This is a genomic window from Lutibacter sp. HS1-25 (assembly GCF_004121075.1).
In the GTDB taxonomy this organism is placed as follows: Bacteria; Bacteroidota; Bacteroidia; order Flavobacteriales; family Flavobacteriaceae; genus Lutibacter.
This window is the reverse complement of the sequence record NZ_RHLN01000004.1, coordinates 87,955-109,971: the sequence shown is the minus strand read 5'-3', so window position 1 is coordinate 109,971 and position 22,017 is coordinate 87,955. Positions and strand designations below refer to the sequence as shown.

General features: G+C 32.6%; 11 protein-coding genes. 6 read left to right on the top strand and 5 right to left on the bottom strand.

The genetic code is table 11. From position 1 onward, the window contains the following. Positions 1–211: 211 nt before the first annotated feature. From EC396_RS03205 to EC396_RS03180, 6 genes are all read left to right on the top strand, one after another. A complete protein-coding gene (locus EC396_RS03205; RefSeq protein WP_129365261.1) occupies positions 212–1,951 on the top strand; it encodes a hypothetical protein in 1,740 nt (579 codons plus the stop codon). Between the two features lie 143 nt (positions 1,952–2,094). Beyond that, complete coding sequence (locus tag EC396_RS03200) at positions 2,095–5,172, top strand: TonB-dependent receptor (protein WP_129365260.1); 3,078 nt, start codon at positions 2,095–2,097, stop codon at positions 5,170–5,172. A 19-nt stretch (positions 5,173–5,191) separates the two neighbouring features. Beyond that, complete coding sequence (locus tag EC396_RS03195; protein ID WP_164975192.1) at positions 5,192–6,610, top strand: RagB/SusD family nutrient uptake outer membrane protein; 1,419 nt, start codon at positions 5,192–5,194, stop codon at positions 6,608–6,610. Positions 6,611–6,623: 13 nt separating this feature from the next. After that, complete coding sequence (locus EC396_RS03190; protein WP_129365258.1) at positions 6,624–8,105, top strand: FISUMP domain-containing protein; 1,482 nt, start codon at positions 6,624–6,626, stop codon at positions 8,103–8,105. A 41-nt stretch (positions 8,106–8,146) separates the two neighbouring features. Beyond that, positions 8,147–15,616, top strand: a complete 7,470-nt coding sequence (locus tag EC396_RS03185) for a S8 family serine peptidase (RefSeq protein ID WP_164975191.1) — start codon at positions 8,147–8,149, stop codon at positions 15,614–15,616. Between the two features lie 107 nt (positions 15,617–15,723). After that, the gene (locus EC396_RS03180; protein WP_129365256.1) at positions 15,724–16,089 is read left to right on the top strand and encodes a hypothetical protein; all 366 of its coding nucleotides are present in this window, start codon (positions 15,724–15,726) and stop codon (positions 16,087–16,089) included. Positions 16,090–16,167: 78 nt separating this feature from the next. Here EC396_RS03180 and EC396_RS03175 read toward each other — a convergent pair whose 3' ends face one another. The 5 genes from EC396_RS03175 to EC396_RS03155 all read right to left on the bottom strand — a co-directional run bounded on the left by EC396_RS03175 (position 16,168) and on the right by EC396_RS03155 (position 22,006). After that, positions 16,168–17,181 (bottom strand): family 43 glycosylhydrolase, encoded by a 1,014-nt coding sequence (locus EC396_RS03175; RefSeq protein ID WP_129365255.1) that lies wholly within the window; start codon positions 17,179–17,181, stop codon positions 16,168–16,170. A gap of 63 nt (positions 17,182–17,244) precedes the next feature. Continuing rightward, complete coding sequence (locus EC396_RS03170; protein ID WP_129365254.1) at positions 17,245–17,988, bottom strand: DUF1080 domain-containing protein; 744 nt, start codon at positions 17,986–17,988, stop codon at positions 17,245–17,247. Between the two features lie 3 nt (positions 17,989–17,991). Then, positions 17,992–18,981, bottom strand: coding sequence for a glycoside hydrolase family 43 protein (locus EC396_RS03165; RefSeq protein WP_129365253.1), 990 nt, complete (start codon positions 18,979–18,981; stop codon positions 17,992–17,994). A gap of 98 nt (positions 18,982–19,079) precedes the next feature. Continuing rightward, positions 19,080–20,519: a glycoside hydrolase family 27 protein gene (locus EC396_RS03160; protein ID WP_129365252.1), complete on the bottom strand. Its 1,440-nt coding sequence runs from the start codon at positions 20,517–20,519 to the stop codon at positions 19,080–19,082. After that, positions 20,519–22,006, bottom strand: a complete 1,488-nt coding sequence (locus EC396_RS03155; RefSeq protein WP_129365251.1) for an arylsulfatase — start codon at positions 22,004–22,006, stop codon at positions 20,519–20,521. Before EC396_RS03155 ends, EC396_RS03160 begins: the two co-directional genes overlap by 1 nt. Positions 22,007–22,017: the final 11 nt, after the last annotated feature.

Genomic DNA, 22,017 nt, shown 5'->3' with positions numbered 1-22,017 from the left:
TTTTTCTTACAAATAACCCAAACATTCTTTAAGTCTCTATCATTCAATTCATTGTTACGGTTCTTTCATTAAGAACTTCGTATCAATACATGCAATGATACCTATAAATACTTAACGGTACTTTAAAATTTAAGTAAATAATTAATTATGCAGAAGCGAATAATATTTTTAACAAAAAATTAAATAATAATTAACTTAAATCTTAGAAATTATGAGAATTAAAACCTTATCCGGTTTAATGTTAGCAGGGATGTTAACTTTTAGTAGTTGTGTTAACAATGGAGATATTGACGAATTACAAGATCAAATAGACAACTTGAATTCTACAGTAGAAGCCCTTAAAAAAACACAACAAGAAGCTTTATTAGCAGCAATTGCTAATTTAGAAGCAGACTTAGCAGGCTTAGAAGCTAGTTTAGGTGATTTAGAAACTGATTTAGGTGGTTTAGGAGCTGATTACGATGCTTTATTTGCAGATTTGGGTATGTTAGATCAAGAAGTAAAAAACAATGCAAATACTGTTTATTATGGTAACGTAATAACTGAAGCAGATTATACTGCGTTTGCTGCACAAGAAGGTGCTACTATTATTACTGGTAGAGTTGTTGTTAGTGGTAACGCACATGTTTCTGCACTTGCTAACATTAAATTAATTGGTAAAAGCCTTGAAATTAAAGGTGGTTCTACAATTACTTTCCCTGCTTTAAAAAGTGTTGGTGAAAACTTAATGGTTTCAGATTTAAGCTCTACTGCTACTCTAAACTTAGCTTCATTAGCTTCAATTGGTGGAGATGTAAAAGTTATGAATAATGAAGGACTTACCGAATTTATAGCTAATGAGCTATTGTTAATAGGTGGAGGTTTAAGTACTAAAGAAAATTCAACTTTAGCTACTTTAAGTTTTGCTAAACTAGACCAGGTAAGTGAAATTAATATTGATGAATTTTTAGCTAATGATCCAAATTATACAAATATAGGAAAGTTAACTACATTAAATTTATCTGGTGCAAATGTTAATGGCGATGTATTTATGACTCGTGTAGGTGATGTTGATATGCTTTCTTTAGGAAATATCAAAGGTGGCTTTACATTAACATATACATATATAAAAAACATTTCTATAAATGGTGAGTCTATTGGAGATGACTTTACAGTACAATACAATGCCAAATTGCAAACTATTGAAACGCCTAACTTAACTAGAATTGAAGGTGGTATAGATATTTCTGGAAATGTTGGTGATTCTTTTGCAGGATTTACTTCATTAACAGTTTTACCTTCTTTCTCAGCTTTAAAATATATTGGAGGAGATCTTACTATTCAAAGTAATAGTGATTTAACTTCTGCAGACTCTTTTAATGCTGTTACTGAAATTACTGGTAATATGATTAATATTACTGGAAACGGAAATTTTGAAAGTATGACTATCTTAAATGCTTTAACCAATGTTTATCACAATTACAACTATGCCTCAGTTAATTTAAGTGTTAAAACCAATTGGTTTAATGGGTTTGGAGAAGTAACACAATTGAACAATGTTAATGTTGAAATTAACACGCTATCAACAGATGATGGTGGTTTTGGAGGGTGGTCTTCAACAAATTCAGCTGCTAGTACTTTAGGTGATGTTGTGAAATTAGAAGGTTTTGGTAAATTAACTCAATCATATACGCTTCAATTACGTTTAGAAGACGTAACAGATTTTAGTGCTTTTGCATCTTATACAAATTTTACAGACTGGCAAGAAGGTTTATATATTCAAATGCCTGTTAATGGTGTAGGTTTGTGTTCAATGGCTGCATTTTTAACAAAAGTTAAAACAGGTGGAAATTTTGATAATAAACCAGTGAAGTTTGAAGAAATGGTACCTAATGAATGGGGATTTTCTAGCCCTGTAGAAGTAGATAGAGATACTGCTGTTGATCAATTACTTGCTCCTTGTGCAGTATAATTTAAAATCTAATTAAAATAGATTTATAAAAATCAATTTTTTAGCACCCCTATTATGGGGTGCTGAAAAATTAATTACACTTATGCCTTCATAATTAGAAGGTAATCCAACACAATTATAACATTATATTAATTCAATAAAGAATGAAAAGACTAAAAGGCTGCCTTATTTTATTGTTCCTTATGGGGGTAAATTTCACCTTTGCCCAGTCAATAACGGTAGAAGGCAATGTGAATGATGAAAACGGACAACCATTACCAGGGGTAACAATTGTTGTAGCAGGAACTAGCCAGGGATCATTAACAGATTTTAATGGTTACTATACAATTTCTGCACCTAGCGGAAATGCAAAGCTTGTCTTTTCGTATATCGGAATGCAAACGCTAACAGTGCCAATTAACAATAAGTTGGTTGTAAATGCTGTATTACGAGAAAATTTAGAGCAATTAGAAACCGTTATGATTGTTGCTTACGGTACTACAACAAAAGAAGCTTACACAGGAGCTGCTGCCATTGTAGATAATGAAATTATTGAAGACCGACCAGTTAGTTCGTTTGAAAAAGCGTTACAAGGTACAACTCCGGGACTTATGGTATCAAACAGTTCTGGGCAACCAGGTGCTGAAGCTACGGTAAGAATTAGAGGAATTGGTTCTTTAAGTGCAGGAAGTGCACCTTTATATGTTCTTGACGGAGTACCAATGTCAGGATCAATTTCAGATATCAATCCAAATGATATTGAAAGTGTTACAGTTCTAAAAGATGCAGCCGCATCATCACTATATGGTTCTAGAGCAGCCAATGGTGTGATCCTTATTACTACAAAACAAGGAAAAACGGGCTTTACTAAAATTAGTTTTAGTAGCCAATTGGGAGTTTCCCAAAGAATTTCAAAAGGGTATGATTTAATGAATTCAACCCAATTTTATGAACAATCTTGGATGGGACTTTACAATCAAGCAATCCTAGATGGTAAAACAGTAAATCAAGCGCAAGATTATGCGCACGAATCAGTTAAAGAAGTTGTAGGTTACAATCCGTTTGGTGTTGAAAACCCTTTAGACAGCAATGGTAAATTAATACCAGGCACTCAGGTGGTTACAAATACAGACTGGAGAGATGAAATCTACAAAACTGGTATCATTCAAACTTACAATTTAAATATTTCTGGAGGTTCAGAATCTACCAAAGTATTTATGTCTTTAGGTTATTTTAACGACTCAGGAACTACATTAGGATCTGATTTCTCGAGAATTACAAACAAAATAAATGTATCTCATAAAATAAACAACTTTTTAAACGCAGGTATCAATTCTCATTTATCTTATTCAAAAACAAACGCACCTCCAGGTGGTTCAGGTGGTGCCAATCCGGTAAGATCTGCTGAAGTAATTAACGCAGCATCTCCAGTTTATGACGGTGCAGGAAATTACGATTGGGGTAACAAAGCTATTTTTGACTTTAACCCAGTAGGTTTGGCTGCTTTAGATAAATATATTTATAAAACTAAAAGAGCCGTCGTAAATATTTATTTAGATGTGGATATTTCTCCATCTTTTAAATTCCGCACATCAGCAGGTATTGATGATAGTTTTGATGAAGGATTGAATTATTACAATCCAGACCATGGAAATGGTGCTGGTGTTAACGGGCGTAGTTCTGCCTCAAGATCAGACAATTTAGCTTGGAATATTTCAAATATTTTAACTTATTCTCATTCAAATGACATATCATTATTTGAAGTTTTAGTTGGACAAGAAGCTTTAGGTTCAGATTATTCGGTATTGTCTGCAGGTGTAACAGATTTTTCTGTTCCAGGTAAACCAGAATTGGTATGGGGAGCAAAACCAGAACAACCAGGAAGTCTTATTTCTTCATGGAATATGGCATCTTACTTATCACAAATAAAATACGATTATGATAGTCGTATTTATTTATCTGCAAGTGCACGTTTAGACGGTAGTTCACGTTTTGGAAAAAACAACAAATATGGTTTGTTTTATTCTGTTGGTGCCGGATGGAAATTATCAAGCGAAAGCTGGATGCCACAATGGTCTTGGCTTAACAACGCAAAGTTAAGAGCTAGTTATGGTACATCTGGTAATAATAATATTGGAAATTATGCTTCTTTAGGTTTGTACGGAAGTGGTGCAAACTACGGTGGGTTTCCAGGTCTTACACCTGTTCAATTAGCCAATGAAGATTTAAGTTGGGAAAAAATTCAAAGTTCAAACATTGGTTTAGATTTGACACTTTTTTCAAAATTAACAACTTCATTTGAATTTTATAACCGCAATTCTGATGGTTTGCTATTTGCAAGACCTTTATCAGCAGGTACAGGAATTGGCACAATTTTATCTAACCTAGGAGCGATGAAAAACATGGGTATTGAAGCTTCATTTAAATATAATTTAATTGATAATGATAACTTCTACAGTTCAATAGGATTGAATATTTCTACCAATTCAAATAGAATTTTAAAATTAACAACCGAAAAAATTGTATCTGGAACCAAATTATTAGAAGAAGGAAGCAGTATTTATCAATTTTATATGCGCGAATGGGCTGGTGTAAATCCAGATAATGGTAAACCAATGTGGTTTGTAAATGCAGACTCAGACGATAAAGATGAAAATACATTACCTGATTCGGCTTTTGAAGATCCTTTAGGTTCTGGAAAACAAGTTACCAGTGAATATACTGATGCTGAAAGAAAACGATTAGGAAACTCGCTTCCTAAAGTTTATGGTGGACTTAACTATGATTTAAGCTATAAAGATTTTGACCTTAACTTTTATTTATATTACAGTTATGGTGGTAAAGCATACAACGGTGATTATGTTGCAAATATGCACGACGGAACACAGTCTGGAACTAACTTAGCTGTAGATGCAGCAAATGCTTGGACTCCAAACAACAGGTATACAGATGTGCCAAGATATGTAATAAACAACACAGATCAGTCTGAACAAATGTCTTCAAGATTTATTGAAGATGCTTCATATATAAGATTGAAAAATATCAACTTTTCTTATCAGTTACCACAAAACATATGTGATTCATGGAAATTAAGTAGCCTTAGAGCCTATGTTTCTGCAGAAAACATATTAACATTTACAAAGTTCAAAGGATTTGATCCTGAAGTAGCTATCAACGGAACAACAAATAACAACATTCCAGGTGTTAAAGTTGTAACAGTAGGATTTAAAATAGAGTTATAGAAAAATGAAAATATTTGAAATGAAGACAAAATTAATAAATCTAATAAACGCTGCTTTTCTAGTATTGGTTTTAGCAGGATGTAGTAAAGACTTTTTAGACCTAGAACCAACAGATTCTATTTCTGAAGACGAAGTTTTCGGTTCTTATGTAACTGCTAATTCGGCATTAATGGGTGCTTACGACCAACTAAGTAGTTTTAGTTTTGGTGGACTTTACAACCCAATTATGGCTGATATTATGGGAGAAGATGTCATGATTAATTCAGTTAATAACTGGAATTGGTTTATTCCTGTTTACCAAATGAATGTATTGCCAAATTACACATATATTGACTCTCCTTGGTGGGCTGGATACAAATTAATTTATGATGCAAACAAAATCATCAACAACTCAATTTATATACCAGACGCAACACCTGAACAAATTACTAATTTAGTAGGACAAGCTCAAGTATTACGTGCTTATGCTATGTTAAAATTGGCAGAAATGTACAGTCCTGCTTATGCTAAAAATCCTGAAGCGCCTTCCATTTTATTAAATACAGATTCTGATAATTTAGACCTAGATTCGGGTTATAAACGTGCAAAATTATCGGAAGTGTATGCGCAAATTGAAAGTGATTTAATTGCAGCTGCAAGTCAGCTTAAAGAAAATGACGATAAAGGTTTTTTTGACAGCCGCTCTGCAAATGCACTTTTAGCCAGATTGTATTTAAATATGGGTAAATGGGAATTGGCAAGAGACCACGCAAAATTAGCAGCAAAAGACATAACTCTTATGGATGTAAATGGTTTGTTTACAGGTTTTAGCACAAGAAATTCTGAGACTATTTATGCCATTGCATATACGCAAGAAGATAACAATACATACTTATCATTACCTTCATTTTACTGGCCTGTTGGTGGTTATAGTTCAATGCGTGCAGATAAAGATTTTGTAAATAAATTTTCAAGATCAGATGCAAGAAAATCCCTTTTTCTAAAATTAGATGAAATAGATAAAGACCGCTACCTTATTGTAAAATTTGGACATAATAACGCAGTAGGAAACGCTGAAAGAATTTGTATTCGTGCTTCTGAAATGGTTTTAATTGAAGCTGAATGTGAAGCTGAATTAGGAAATTATACTGAAGCGCAAGATGCATTATATTTAATTCAAAAAAGAGCAAATCCAGGTGCTTCTAAAAGTACTGCTACAGATCAGGCATTAATCAATGAAGTTTTACTTGAAAGAAGAAAAGAGCTATTTGGCGAAGGCTTTAGATGGCAAGATATTAAAAGAAGACAATTGCCTTTTGTTAGAAATGGAGATCACTGGGTAAAGTTTTCGTTTACTGCTCAAGATCCAGATTATTTTAGATTAACATTTCCTATACCACAATCTGAAATTGATGCAAACCCTGCATTAACTAATTCAGATCAAAATATTGGGTACTAATACATATTAGAAAATGCTAAAAAATATAATAAAATATAAAATAACTAAAGAAATACCAAACTGGGGAATGCTGCTTTTGGTTGTGTTATTTCTTGCGCAAGCCTGCTCAAAAGACGAGGATGAGCCATTGAAGTTATTCCCCAATGCCGGACCTAGTTTTATAGATATTGAGAACGATGGTTATGTGGTGCAATTAAATGCAGTTCCTGTTAAGGCTCCGCTTATTGGAACTTGGCGAATTTATAATGGCGAAAATGGTTCTTTTGAAAATATAAATGACCCAAAAACAAAATTTTATGGTGAACCTGGAGAAACTTATACTTTAGGTTGGGAAATTGGCAATGGTAAAGATTATGGTGCAGCAAGTATCACGGTTTCTTTCATACCTCTTAATCCAATAATAGTAGCACCTACTGCTGCCGTAGATACCTTAAAAAAAAATGTATCAGCATACCTAAAAGCTGTAAAACCAAAATTTGGCGCAACAGGTAAATGGGAAATTGTGAGTGGAAACAACGGTAGAATTGAAAATAGCGACAATTTTAAAGCCGAATTTATAGGTAAAGAAAAATCGGAATACAAATTACGTTGGACACTTAAATATGGCTCAAAAGCTGTTTTTAAAGAAATTTCATTTGTTACGGATGTTTTAAATGCTGATGCTGGTCCAGATCAATTGGATGTGAAAAATCAAAAAGAAACAGTAGATAAATACTTTACTTTAGAAGCTTATTTACCTGCTGGAGCTTCTGCAAAATGGGAAGTTGTGGCAAATCAATCTTCAGCAACTATTTACGACAATAACAACCCTAATTCATTAATAAAAGGAATTGAAGATACCACTTATACCCTTACATGGAAAGTTGTTTTAGATGATTATACTTCAACAGATAGTGTAGACATTAGATTTAGAGGTAAATGGGGTGTTTGGAAAGATAGCAGAGACAACCAAACGTATAAGTTTACTGAAATGAATGGATTGGAATGGATGTCTGAAAATTACAACTATGCTGAAGCTCCAGGAGATGGTTCATGGTATTATGGAAGTGCTTATAGAAGTATTATTGAAGATGGTTATCCTTTAGAAACTGCTGAAGATCGCAAAAAATATGGGCGTGTTTATACCCAACAAACTGCAGCAAATTATGCTCCAGAAGGATGGAGATTACCTACAAGCAACGAAGTCTATGATTTAATTATTTCACAGGGTGGTTCATTGTATGCAAAAGATAAATTAACAACTGGTGGAAAAACAGGGTTTGACCTTAGTTTTCCGGGATATTTAGAATTTTCAAGTGGTTCAGATCCTGCTTTCAGAAATGTTTTTAGAGGGCAAGATATAACAGCTCAATACTGGACAAGCGATTATAATCCATCAAATGATGGTAGTATAGCATATGTAGCATCTGCAAATGGCGAGTCTATAGACTTAATTGTTTTATTTTCAAGTTACTACGCATTACCTGTACGTTATGTTAGAGCAATTCAAAAGTAATATTTCAATTTGTGTGATGCTAGATTAAAAAAATGACAAAAATGAAAAAAATAAAAATATACATGTTTCTTTTGGTGGGAATTCTTCACTTTGGTATTTTAAATGCCCAAGTTACAGATAACCCTGAAGATGATTTTGTTAAAGGTAAAATAAGACTTAAATTTAAGCAAGAATCTCTTATCAAAGCCAAAGGTGTAAAAGTTGTTGAAGGTAAAACTGAAACCAAAGAAGTTGGGTTGCAAAATGTAGATAAAGTTAGCAATCAAATTGGTATTTATAAAATAAAAAGGGTATTTCCTTTTTCTCCTAAATTTGAAGCAAAACATAGAAAATATGGACTTCATTTATGGTATGAAGTAGAGTTTGACAGCACCAAATCTGCAAACGAAGTTATGCGTCAGTATGAAGGTTTAAATGAAATAGAAATCATAAAACCTATTTACAAAAAAACAAGAATAGACGGCAATAAAAAACCCGTTATTTTTAAACCTGAACCTAAAAAAAACAGTGTAAATAATAGTCAAACCCTTTTAGAAACAGATGATCCTTATTTAAAAGATCAATGGCATTATGAGAGTAACGACCGTTTTGGAGAATTTAGTTCTGACATCAATTTATTTGAAGCTTGGGAAACAACAACAGGAAGTTCAAATATTATTGTTGCAGTTGTAGATCAAGGTATCGATTTTAACCACGAAGATTTAAAAGCCAATATGTGGACTAACGATGCTGAAATTAACGGTGAAGAAGGTGTTGATGATGATCAAAATGGCTATATAGACGATTTTTACGGAACAAATTTCAATGTTCCAGGTCCACTTACTCCTGGAGATCACGGTACGCACGTTGCAGGTACCGTTGGTGCTGTTGGTAATAACGGCATAGGTGTTTCGGGTGTTGCTGGTGGTGATGGTTCAGGAAATGGCGTTAAATTAATGTCTACTCAGGTATTTGATTATAGAAGTAGTGGTGGATTAAATTTTGCCGAAGCTATTGTTTATGGCGCAGATAATGGTGCCGTAATCTCTCAAAACTCTTGGGGATACAATAGAGATAATTACTATGAGCCTGAAGTACTTGATGCAATTAGATATTTTATAAAAGAAGCTGGTCAATATCCTGGTAGCCCTATGAAAGGTGGAATACTTTTTTTTGCTACTGGAAATGATGGTATAGAATCAACTCGTTACCCAGGTGCTTTTGAAGAAGTTATTGCGGTATCTTCAACTGGCCCTACAGGTTTACCTGCACCTTACACCAATTTTGGAGATTGGGTAGATATTGCTGCTCCGGGTGGTGATATGACAAACTTTGGAGAAGAAGGCGGAATTTTAAGTACGCTTACAGACAATCAGTATGGTTATATGGAAGGAACTTCAATGGCTTGTCCGCATGTTTCTGGGGTTGCAGCTTTAATTCTTTCTAAAATTGGAAATGAAAACCTTACTCCAGATGATTTAAGAAGAATCATTTTAAACTCTACAACACCTTTTAGATTTATACACAATAGCAAATATGGTAAAGGTATTTTAAATGCTGAAAAAGCACTTATTGATGACAACCGAATTCCGCCAGATGCTGTAACCGATTTAAGAGCTAGTGAAAATTTTCATAATGAAATTCGCTTGGCATGGACAGTACCAAATGATGAAGATGGTTTTAGCCCAAGTAGCTATTATTTGGCCATAGGTGAAGAACCTATAACTGCATCAAATTTTGAAAATCAAGGATTATTTTTAATTGATAATAACGTAGAAACTGGCGAAACTTTTAAAATTAATATTGGTGGCTTAATAAAAGAAACCAATTATTGGTTTGCAGTTAAATCTTTAGATCAGTTCGAAAATGTTTCAGATATTTCTAATGTGCTTGCTGTAACCACTTCTAAAGAACCTCATTTTATGGAATCAACTAGAAGTATTGAGTTAACAATCAATGTAAATGACAATCCGTTAGCCAATGTTCCTGTAACATTTTCAAATATTTCAGAAGGGATTATTTACTGGGAAAGTTTAATTTCAAACGAAACCTACTATAGAGAGCTTGAAGCAACTTCAACCGTTGCAAAATTAGATTACAAATCATTAAATCCTGAAACACCTTCAAACAATACCGATTTAGGTACTCCTTTTGAAGCGGTTAGATATTTAACAGATGCTGAATTGGCCGGAAGCTCAATATTGGCTAATGAACATTGGGAAAATGACACTACCGAATATGTAGCTGGTTTATCTTATGAAAATGAAACAGTTCCTGCATTTTTAGCTGGTACTGGTAACTCTAACGCTGGATTAATCTTTGCGACTAGATTTGACATTCCTTACGATTATTCATTTAATTTAACGCATCTTGAAGTTGCATTGTTGCCTGAAACAAAAGAATTTCATATTACAATTGAAGTTAAAAAGGGTTCTAGAAATGATATGCTAAAAGCCGAAACGGTTTATTTTCAAGAGTATTATCCTGATACAATTAATCAATTAAAATATTATAGAATTCCAGTTTACAAACCTCAAAAATTTCTGGATAACGAATCTTTTTGGGTCGTACTGCATTTTCCTAAAGAAATGCAAACACCTTTGTTGATGCAATTTGATAGCGGTGAATTTAATGATAGGTTTATCATGTCAAGAGACAACGGAAGAAGCTATGAACAAGCTGTAAATTTAGCACTTAGATCTGTTGTTCCAATGCTTAGAGCTTTTAGTACTGGAGAAGATGGTTCTTATGCTTTTTTAGATCCTAATAATGGTGAAATTCCCGAAAAATCAAATCAAAATGTAAATATAACTGTTGATGCAAATAATTTAACAAACGGAAATCATTTGGCTTCAATAGGTATTGTTACTAACGATATTCATAAACCAGTTGTAAATATTGAATTAAAATTAAAGGTTGAAGGACAAATTGCTGTTGTAGATAATACCACTTTAACCGAATTTGATGCATTTGCAAATGAAGAAAATAACTTAGAATTGGCAGTTAAAAATACAGGATTGGCAAACTTTGAAGTTTATGGATACACTGTTTTAAATGCTGGTAATACAGAAATATACACAGATACCTTAGTTGTAAAACCTACAGATTTTGGAAATATTCCATTTAAATATACTCCAAGTACTGAAGGAACTTTAAATGATAAGGTTGTACTAAATACCAATATTGGCGATTTACCATTTTCACTGCGTATTATTAGTGAAAAAAGTCCTAGTATGGACCTAAGTTTATCTTCAGCAAATATAACTGTAAATTATGGCGATAAAATCCCTGTTACTTTAACCATTGCTAACAATACTGATGGTGCTGCTTTAAACTATAACCTAAATCATTATAGTTTGGTTAACAAAGGAACTGGACTGCTTCCTAAAAAAATAAATTACACAATTAGTTCTTCTTTAGATCTAGGTGGACCAATTGCAAATGCTTGGGAAGATATTTCAACATTTGGAACTACAATCTCTAGAGAATCTTTAGGAAACACCATTCAACTTGGAATGAAATTTCCTTTTTTCAACCAGCTAATAGCATCTTTAAATATTGATTTACTGGGTAATATTGAATTGTATGGTTATAGAGCAATGACACCGCTTATTATACAAGGAGAGCCTTTAAACGTAAAAGAACTTACCTATCATACTTTTGGAGATAGAATGGTGTTTACTTTTAATTGTGATCTTTATAAATCTGGCTCAAAAGGCTTTGCTACCTATGGCGAAAGTGTAAAATATCAGGTGGTTTTATTTAAAGATGGAACTGTAGAATATCGTTATAAAGATGTCAATGTTTTAGCCAATGGAAAAGATTACAAAATCTTTATGCAAGGTATTGAAACTGCGGATAGTCTTATTTTTAGAGATTATGGTGACGCCCTTCAAATAAACAATGGATTTGTTGTGAGATTTACACCAGATCGTTCTATTTCTATGATTAGCGAAGCAAGTAAATTAAATGGTATTATTTTAAGTAACAATGCTGAAACGGTTAAATTAAATATTGACCCTAAATCATTTGGTTTTACAGCAGGAACTTATAAAGACACTATTTTGGTTTACAACAATACAATAAGCAAATCAAAAAGCATCCCATTAACTATCAATGTTTTAGGATCTTCTGAAATTACAGTTAAAGATTCTTTAAACTTTAAAGAACCTGTATTTATTGGACAATCTGAAACAAGGTATTTAAAAATTGAAAATAAAGGTGCAGAGACTATTAATTTAACTTCAGCTTCAGTGAATTTATCACAATTTACCGTAGATAATTCTTTGTTTCCAATAGCGGTAAAAGGCATATCTAATGTTATGATTCCTGTAAAATTTACACCTACTGCTTCCAATGAATTACTTGGTCAAATTTCTGTTGTTTTTCAAGATGGATCACTTTACAAAGCAATTGTTACTGCAAAAGGTTTAGAAGATGCTAAATATACGCTTGATTTAACGTTGCCAATTGCTGTAAATTTAGCTGGTGGAGAAAAAACAACAATTCCGTTTAACATAACCAATACAAGTAATACTGTTGGCTTAGAATATGTTTTTAAAAATAGCAAACACATTGCAGCTTCAAATAATGAATTTGGCTTAGCTATTGGAGAAAACAACAAAAAAGCCATTGATAATTATGGCTACACTTGGTCACTTAGTGATGCTTTAAAAATATTTCACAAATGGGAGGTTTTAAATTTAGAAGAAGGCAGATTAGAGTTAGCGCAAAACAAATACACTTCTGTTAAATTACCATTTGAGTTTCCTTATTACGGCAAGTCTTACAATACCATTTGGATTTCTTCAAAAGGATATATTTCAGTAATAGAACCAAAAAATGAACCTTTAGAATTTGAATTTAGGGTAGATGATAAATTTTATGGCGTTATAGCTCCTTTATGGTCAAGTATAAAAACCAACGACAATGGAGATGGTATTAACTATGAGATAAAAGACAATAAATTGATTGTTCAATGGTATGAAATGAAAGGACAAAATTCAAGTTCAGAACCTGGAACTTTATCATTTCAGGTTGAAATTGATGCAGATGGTTATATTAAATTTCATTACGGAGACATTGAAACTTGGGGCGGCTTGATAAAATATGGTATTAAAAGTCCAGATGGAACCGAGTTTATTGAAGAGCAAAAGGCTAATATAATGATGTGGGCAAATATTAAAAATAATACCTCAATTATAATAGCACCACCGCAACATGGAAATATTGAGACCACAAAAAAAACGGCTTTTAATTTAACGCTTTCTGCTGAAGATATTTTTTATCCAGGTAAATATCAAGATACTTTAATGCTTGTTACCAACAGTAAAAATCAAAAAACATTAGAAATTCCTGTTGAATTAAATGTTACTGGCACACCTGTTTTAGTTGCTACCGACACAATAGCTTGGAATGAAATTGTTTTTAGAACTAATTTAAAACTAAGAGAAAAAATTAGTTTATCAAACAAAGGGTATGCTAATTTACAAATAGCAACTATCAATGCTGAAGGATTAGAAAGTTTAACGTTATTTGATGAAGCTGGAAATAAAATTATACGTAACAGCTCGGGTGTATTGCTAAGTAAAATAAGTATTGATCCTTGGGATACATATACTATTTATGCCGAAATAACTGTTTCTGAAAATAAAAATCAAAACGGTGTAATAAACTTTATTGGAAATTTCCAAAGTATTAAAACTGTTGTTGAGGCTACAATTGTAGATTCTCCAGTTTTTAGTTGGGATGCACAAAATCAAGAATATACTTTAACAAATATTGAAAAAGAAGTTTATACTTTTAATATTGAAAACAAAGGCGAAACAAATCTACGTTATACTTTAGCACCTGCAACAGTACCTTATATAGATCCTACACCAGCACCTGTTTATATTTCAGATAAGGTTGGAGAGTACGAATTTGAAGATAGAGTTACTGTAGATTCACTAGCATTAGATACTAAAAATATAGGCGATGGTGTTTTTACACCTTGGACTTCAGGAACTGATTTGGCTTTTTCAAATAAATTTACTGCACCAGCAGGAGGTTTTAGCCTTACCCATATTAAAAGCTATTCGTATTTTGATAAAAAAGAAGAAATAATAACCATTATGGTTTATAAAGGTGGTGAACTGCCTCAAGATGGAGAAAAAGTTTATGAGCAACAATTTGTAATAAACAAAAAAGTAGATGAAGAGTGGATTTATTTTCCTTTAGAAAAACCATTTTTTATTCCTGAAGGAGAAGATTTCTATATCATCATAACACATCCTGTTACTAATAAATATTTAGGTTTTGATAATTCATATGATGAAAATATTTTAAAAAACTGTTTTAGTGGTGTTTATACCGGTAACGGTAATTACTACTGGTACCCAGGCTATACGCAAAGTGAATTTATGATATGGAAAATACGACCATTAACAGCTTCGGGCAAAAACCAATGGTTAACGCTAGACTCATTAGAAGGTGTAATACCAGCAGGTGCTACTGTAGCTGTAAATGCAACTATCAATCCTGAAATTGCAGGAAAAGGAACGCATATTGGAAAGATTATTGCAAAATCAAACGACATCAACAATTCAAAAGAAGAAGTTGCAATAACTTTAAACGTAAATGGAGCTCCAGAATTTAAGTTTTATCCTAATATTTATAATGATACTTTAAATATTGTTGAAACCGAATCTAAAGTTTTCAATTATTTATTTGAAGATATTGAAGGTGATGAAATAACGATTTCAATAGAAGAAAATATAAAGGGTATTGAATACGAGTTAACTCAAATTGGAAAAAATACAGCGCAAGTTTCGGTAAATACAGATTATGAAAGTGAAGGTTTTTATAAAATTCCGGTAGCGCTTAAAGATGCTGTTGGAAATATTACTAACGATACCATTGCCATTAAAGTGCTTAATAAAAATAGAGCGCCTGTATTTAATACAAAATACGAAGTAATTACACTTAATATGGCTTCCTCTAATAGTACTGTAACCATTGACCCGTTTGACATGTTTAATGATCCAGATGGTGATGCAATACAAGTATTGGCAGGTAATTACAATCCTGAAATTGTAGATATGGCATTGGGTAGCAATTATATCAATATCAATCCGCTAAAAGTAGGAACTGGTCAGTTAGTTTTTGGAGCCGATGATGGTAAAGAAGATGGTTTTGTAATATATCTAGTTTATGTAAATGTTATAGACGATTCAGAAACTGCAAGCGGGGTTCCAAATGGATTTTTCAATAAAATTAAATTCGATGATGCTGAAGTACCAGCAATATTTGCACCTAACCCTGTTGTAAATAATTCGGCAAAACTATATTACAAAATAGAGGAGCAAGCGAATGTTAATATTCAAATATTCAATTCATTTGGTCAATTACAATTTACAACAAGCAAGTCTAATGTAAAAGCAGGTGAACATGTTGAAGAATTGTCGTTTGAGCAAATGATACCAGGCTTTTATATCTGTGTTTTAAACGTAGATGACAAACCATATAAAAGTTTTAAAATAATTGTAAAATAATGTGGTAAAATAGATAGCCAGCGCAATATAAAAGCGCTGGCATTTCTAAAAATTAGGAATTAAATTTTCAACAAACAATTAACAACACATCAAACCGTATCTAATTTATGTCTTGGGATAATTTAAAAATAATAAGGAATATAATAAACTCTAATTCAATTTCATCTGATGATTTGAATAAGGAAGAGTATGATATCACCTGTGCTGAAGCCAAACTTTGTGATGGAGAAAATAAGATAAAAGGCGAATTAACAATTACAAATAAACGCATTGTTTTTTCAGCTAAAAACAGAGAAGACATTTCATTAGAATTGGATGAAATTGAACTGGTAAAATCCAACAAACACATTTTTTCAATTAAAGATAAACTTACAATTGTTGGTAAAAATAAAGAAAACGTATTTAGTTTAAATTATTCTGAAGATTGGGTTTCATTAATAGAACAGTTGTTAAAAACAAACACAAAGGGTTAAAAAATTATGAGTTTGATTATCCAAAATCTCATACTTATTAAAATGAATTTTATAAATCAATAAATTTCTTAGTGTTTTTTATTTTATTAATTCCTGTACACCATTTTCTGTTTGAATGACCTTTTTCATAGTACCGTCATTATTGTAATACAAGTAATCAACACAAACATTCCGTCTATAACCTCGCCCTTCTTCACCTAATTTATTTGTGTAATCTCCAACGTGATAAAAATAATACCATTGATTTTTAAATTCAATAATTGAATGATGATCCTGAGCTCCAGGAGCTTTAGCATTCACAGCCCCTTTGTATTTAAAAGGCCCATATGGGCTATTACCCATAGCATAATAACCTTGATCTACTTTATCTTTCCAGTCGGTCCAAGAATAGTAATAAACGTCCTCTCTTTTATGCATATAAGGTCCTTCTCTAAAATTGTCATGTCCATAATCAATTTTACGTGGCTCTTCGGCTAATGTTAACATATCATCAGAGAGTTTGGCAACCAGGGCATCTCCAAAATACAAATATGCCTGTCCGTCATCATCAATAAAACACATAGGGTCTATGCCACTTGTACCTTCCATATAAGTTGGTTCTGCAACAAAAGGACCTTGCGGATTTTTACTTGTAGCGACTCCAATTTTCCAAACCATTTCTTTATTCATACTTGGAAAATATAAATAGTAAATTCCGTTTTTATATGTAGCGCCAGGTGCCCACATCCAACCTCCATCATCACATCCCCAAGGCACATCCTTAGAGTGTAAAATCTCACCATAATCGGTCCAATCAACCATATTTTCAGTTGAAAACACATGGTATCCATCCATTTTAGAATAACCGTGACCTACCTTAGCTTTGGTCTCTGGATCAGAATCGTGATCTTGCGAGGTATATACCCAAAGTTTTCCATCTTTCCAAACATGACAATCTGGGTCAGCAGTTCGTATGTGTGTAAAAATTGGGTTACTTTCAGCCTTGAAAATATAAGGGTAAGTTATTTTATTAATTTCATTTTTGGTTTGAGCGCAAACAAAAGTGATTTGTATGACACATAAGAATATTGAGATATAATTAAGATTTTTCATTTATTGAAATGAATTTAAATTGAATGTATTTATAAATTTTTAAATAAAAAAAACGATGATTTCTTATGGATTTCCATCCAATTTACGAACCCAAATATTTCGATATTCTATTGGATCTCCGTGATATTGTAAAAAAATTGGTCCTTTTTCTGGATGTTCATTTGGGTAAGACGTAACTTCTTTATATTTAGTTGGCCCCTCAAATTCCTGATTATTTTGAACAACAATACCATTGTGTAAAACTGTAGCTGAAGCTTTCTCAATTAAAGTACCTTTAATGTAAACTGGTGCTTTAAAAATAATGTCGTAACTATTCCATTGTCCTTGAGGCAGAGAAGCATTTACTAAGGGTGGAAATTGACCATAAATTGCACCAGCCTGCCCATCGGCATAAGTTTCATTTAAATGACTTTCTAAAATTTGAATTTCATACAAATTCATTAAAAAAACGCCACTATTAACACCTTTTTGACCGTTAGCAATTAACGTATCGTTTATTTTCCACTCTAAATGCAACTGAATATCTCTAAATTTTTCTTTTGAAGTAAGCCCTCCTTTTTGAACAACAATATGATTATTATCTAACCTAAAATCACCTTCCCAAGCATCAAGATTAGTACCATTAAATAGCACTATTGCATCTGATGGTGGATCAATTGAAATACAACTTTTAGTCGTTATTTTTTTTGGTTTCACCCGCTCCAAACTATGAATACTATCTTTAAAGTAAACCCTCTTAACACTTTGTCCAACAATTACTTTATTGAACCCAACAACTACCAAAATCAATAAAAAATATCTGCTCATAAATTAATTTTGTAAATCTCCCAATTCTAAATAGTTTCCTCTATCTAATAACTCATAAAGTTGCGTTCTTTCTTTTTGGCCATTATTAGGTTGATGTAAGGCTATCATTAATTTTCCTTCAAAAGTTTTAAAAATCATTCCGTGCCCGCCATTTTCTTTAAAAATGAGTTTATCTATTTGTTTCCACGGCCCTTTTACACTTCCAGATTCTGAAATTAATTGACCTAATCCATAACCATTTTCTCCAAAGCTAGACCAAATCATTAATAATTTTCCAGTATTGGTTTTGTATATAAAACACCCATCGGTTACATACCCGTGGTATTTAAATCCAGTTGAAGATAAACTTTTTACCCATTTTGCATCGGTAGCATTAAAAAGAGTTTGTGGTTCTCCAACTGATTCAGACAAGTCATTTTTTAGTTCAATAATTTCCATTGTGCCGTCTTCTATTTGTGCCCATTCATGGCAAAATATCATATATGGAATTCCCTCTTCAACCCATAATGTTCCATCTAAACTCATCCAATTACCGGGTGTAGTTGGTTTATTTGAAAATGGTTCAAAAGGTCCTTCTGGATTGTTAGCAACTAAAATTTGAGTTCCTCTTTGATATTGTTCTGGTTTATTTGCTTCTTTTTCCTGCATTTCATCACCTGTAAAAGTTACAAACAAATAATACTTATTGTTGTAATAATGAACTTCGGGAGCCCAAATCATTCGCTTACCCCAATGATTTTCTGATGCTGAAAAAACTGTTTTTGGCCCCGTCCAATCCTTTAAATTTTTACTTTCATAAACTTCAACACCTTTAATAGTATCATTATCATCTAATCTATTTGCTGTTTGCACATATAAATAATACTTTTTGGCATTTACATCAGCTAAAATATAGGGATCTCTAACTCTAATTTCATCTAAAAATTTACTCTGTGCTTTACACGAAATGGTTACACTTAAAACTACTAGATATAGGTAAAAATATTTTTTCATAATGTCTTTATGAATAAAAAACCCGTAAGCTATAAATACAATAAACTAACGGGCTTTTAACTGAAAATCAAACTACATTTATTAACTTAAAACACAAACTATTCTATTATACTGGTTAGGCGAAATATTTTTGCTCCATGACTTTCGATTTTTGCAGAAAGTTCATCTTTTACAACACCAACATCTTTTTTCTCCCATAAATCACGGACTTTAAAACTACCTCTTAATGCTTCATCTTCTAATCGAAATTTTACATCGCGCTCTTTTTCACTTAAATTAAAAAGAGCTACAAATTTATCTCCATTTGCAGGGTCTGTAGCAATCCATATTGCCTGTCCATTTTCTTTCTTTACTTGTCTATTATCTACACTTTGTTGATTTACATAAAGTACTTCTTCATTTTTTAAAAACTGCATAGTACTTTCAGGAGTTGTTAATAAATCACCCCCCATCATTAAAGGTGATTTTGCAATTGACCATAAACTCATTAATGTGTAGTGTTCTGGAACTGTAAAATTTGACATTCTTTCAACACCATGCGGCCTGTCTTGAAGTGAAATTTTCCCAATAGGTAGCATATCGCCATCTGGCCAATGACCTTTACCAATAAAAGGAGACCAAGAATTTAATAAGTCGAAATTATGTTCTAAAGATTCCCAATTATCCCAAAAATCTCCCGAAACTCTCCACATATTTGAATTTTCAACCAAATGATCTGCTCTTGACAATGGTGCTTCTCCACAAGACAAACTTAAGACCATAGGTCTACCACACTGTGCTATTGCTTTGTGAATCATTTCAATTTCACCTGCATGGTACGGGTGAAACATTGTATCATCAGCTTTTATAAAATCCACTCCCCATTGAGCATATAAATTGAATAGTGAATTATAATATTCTTGTGCACCGTCTTTTGTTGCATCAACTCCATACATATGATTGCACCAGCCACAAGTATCAAAAGGTTCTGCAATGTCTTTTGCTGTAGCTGTACTTCCCATAATTTTAGTATCATTAAAAGTTGCTACTCTATGTATTCCACGCATAATATGAATCCCGAATTTCAATCCTTTTGCATGTACATAGTCAGAAATAGGTTTGAATCCTTTCCCCCCTGCTGCAGAAGGGAAACGCTCAACCGAAGGCAATAAACGACCATATTCATCCATAGTTGTATATTCTGGATATAATGGACTACCGTCTTCATTAAATCTAATATTTGGGTGTCCTTTTCTTCGTGGGGTATCCCAATTTCCAGGCTCTGGATGCCACCATATATAATCTATTACTGCATATTCCCAACCGTACTCTAACAGATTTTCTGCCATATAATCAACTGTAGCCTTAAATTCTTGCTCATTAATTCTGCAATCATAAGCATCAAAACTATTCCAACCCATTGGTGGTGTTTGCGCTACTAGTTCAAGAACATTTTGCTCATCGACTTTTACAGTACTTGATTCTGCTTGACTTGGCTTTGTATTACAGGATATAACAGTTAAGCATACAAAAGCATGTATTATTTTAGCTATTTTCATTATTCTTGAAATTTTGATTCGGCACTGATCTCATCAGAAAAAAGAGACAACATACGATGTTCTGTATGAGCATTTTCCATAGCTCTACTTAATTCTGTAACTTTTTCAGGATTTTCCTTAATAACATTATTAGTTTCTGAAGGATCTAATTTTATATTGTATAATTCTTCAACAACATCAACTGTATGGTCTCTTACATTTAATTTAATATACTTCCAATCACCAACTCTAATTGCCTGTCTTCCTCCTTGCTCATAGAATGCCCAATATAGGTACTCATGTTCTTTTTGCTCTTCAGTATTTCCTAACAGGGTAGGTAAAAATGAAACTCCATCTGTATTTTCAGGTGTATCTAAACCAACAACTTCAGCAAAAGTTGACATAAAATCCCATGTAGCTACCGGATTATTAGCAACACTTCCTGGTTTAATTTTTCCAGGCCATTTTACAATTAAAGGCACTCTAATTCCTCCTTCGTATAAATCTCTTTTATCACCACGATATATTCCGTTACTATCAAAGAATTTAGATACATGGCCACCTTCATTGTGAGGACCATTATCACTTACAAAAACAACAATTGTATTTTCTGCAATACCCAATTCATTTAATTTAGCTTCAATTTCGGCAACACTATTATCAATTATTCTAATGGTTGAAGCAAAACCTTTTTCTGGATTTGGCCAATCTTTGCTTTCGAACTCACCATAACTAGGTACTTCCATACCATCTCCTGTAAAATATCCTGCTTCATTATTTGCGTGTGGTATATTTAAACAGTAATATAAAAAGAAAGGATTGCTTTTATTATCTGCTATAAATTTTAATGCATCTTCTTGCAATTTATCAATTGCATAGGTTTCTTTAACTTTAGCTACACCAGTACCTTCTTTCATACCTTTTTCGTAATCATAAGACCAGTCTGTTTTATTTCCTTTTAGAATTTCTTTTACACCATCTCTATATAAAAATTCAGGATAGAAATTGTGCGCATGCCACATATTAACATAACCATAAGCATGTTCAAAACCATTACGAGCAGGATCATTTGGTTCTGGATGATTTCCAACACCCCATTTTCCAATTACAGCACTTTTATAACCTTCTGTATTCAACATTTTTGCAATTGTTATTTCATCATCTTCTAACAATTGTCCTTCAGGCTCATTTCCTCTTACAGAAGTATGTCCTGTATGTTTTCCTGTTAACAATGACGCTCTAGATGGAGCACAAACTGTAGATCCGGCATAATGCTGTGTAAACCGCATTCCTTCAGCCGCTAGCTTATCAATATTTGGAGTTGTTAGTGTTTCTTGACCATAACAACCTAAATCACCATACCCCATATCATCTACAAGAATAAAAACGATATTTGGTTTTTCATTAGCAGCTTCTTTTAAAGCAACTTCTTTCTTTGGATTTTCTTTACAACCTACCAATACTAAAAGTACAATAACGGCTGCTTTCATAAAATTTTGATATTTCATATTTAATGGAT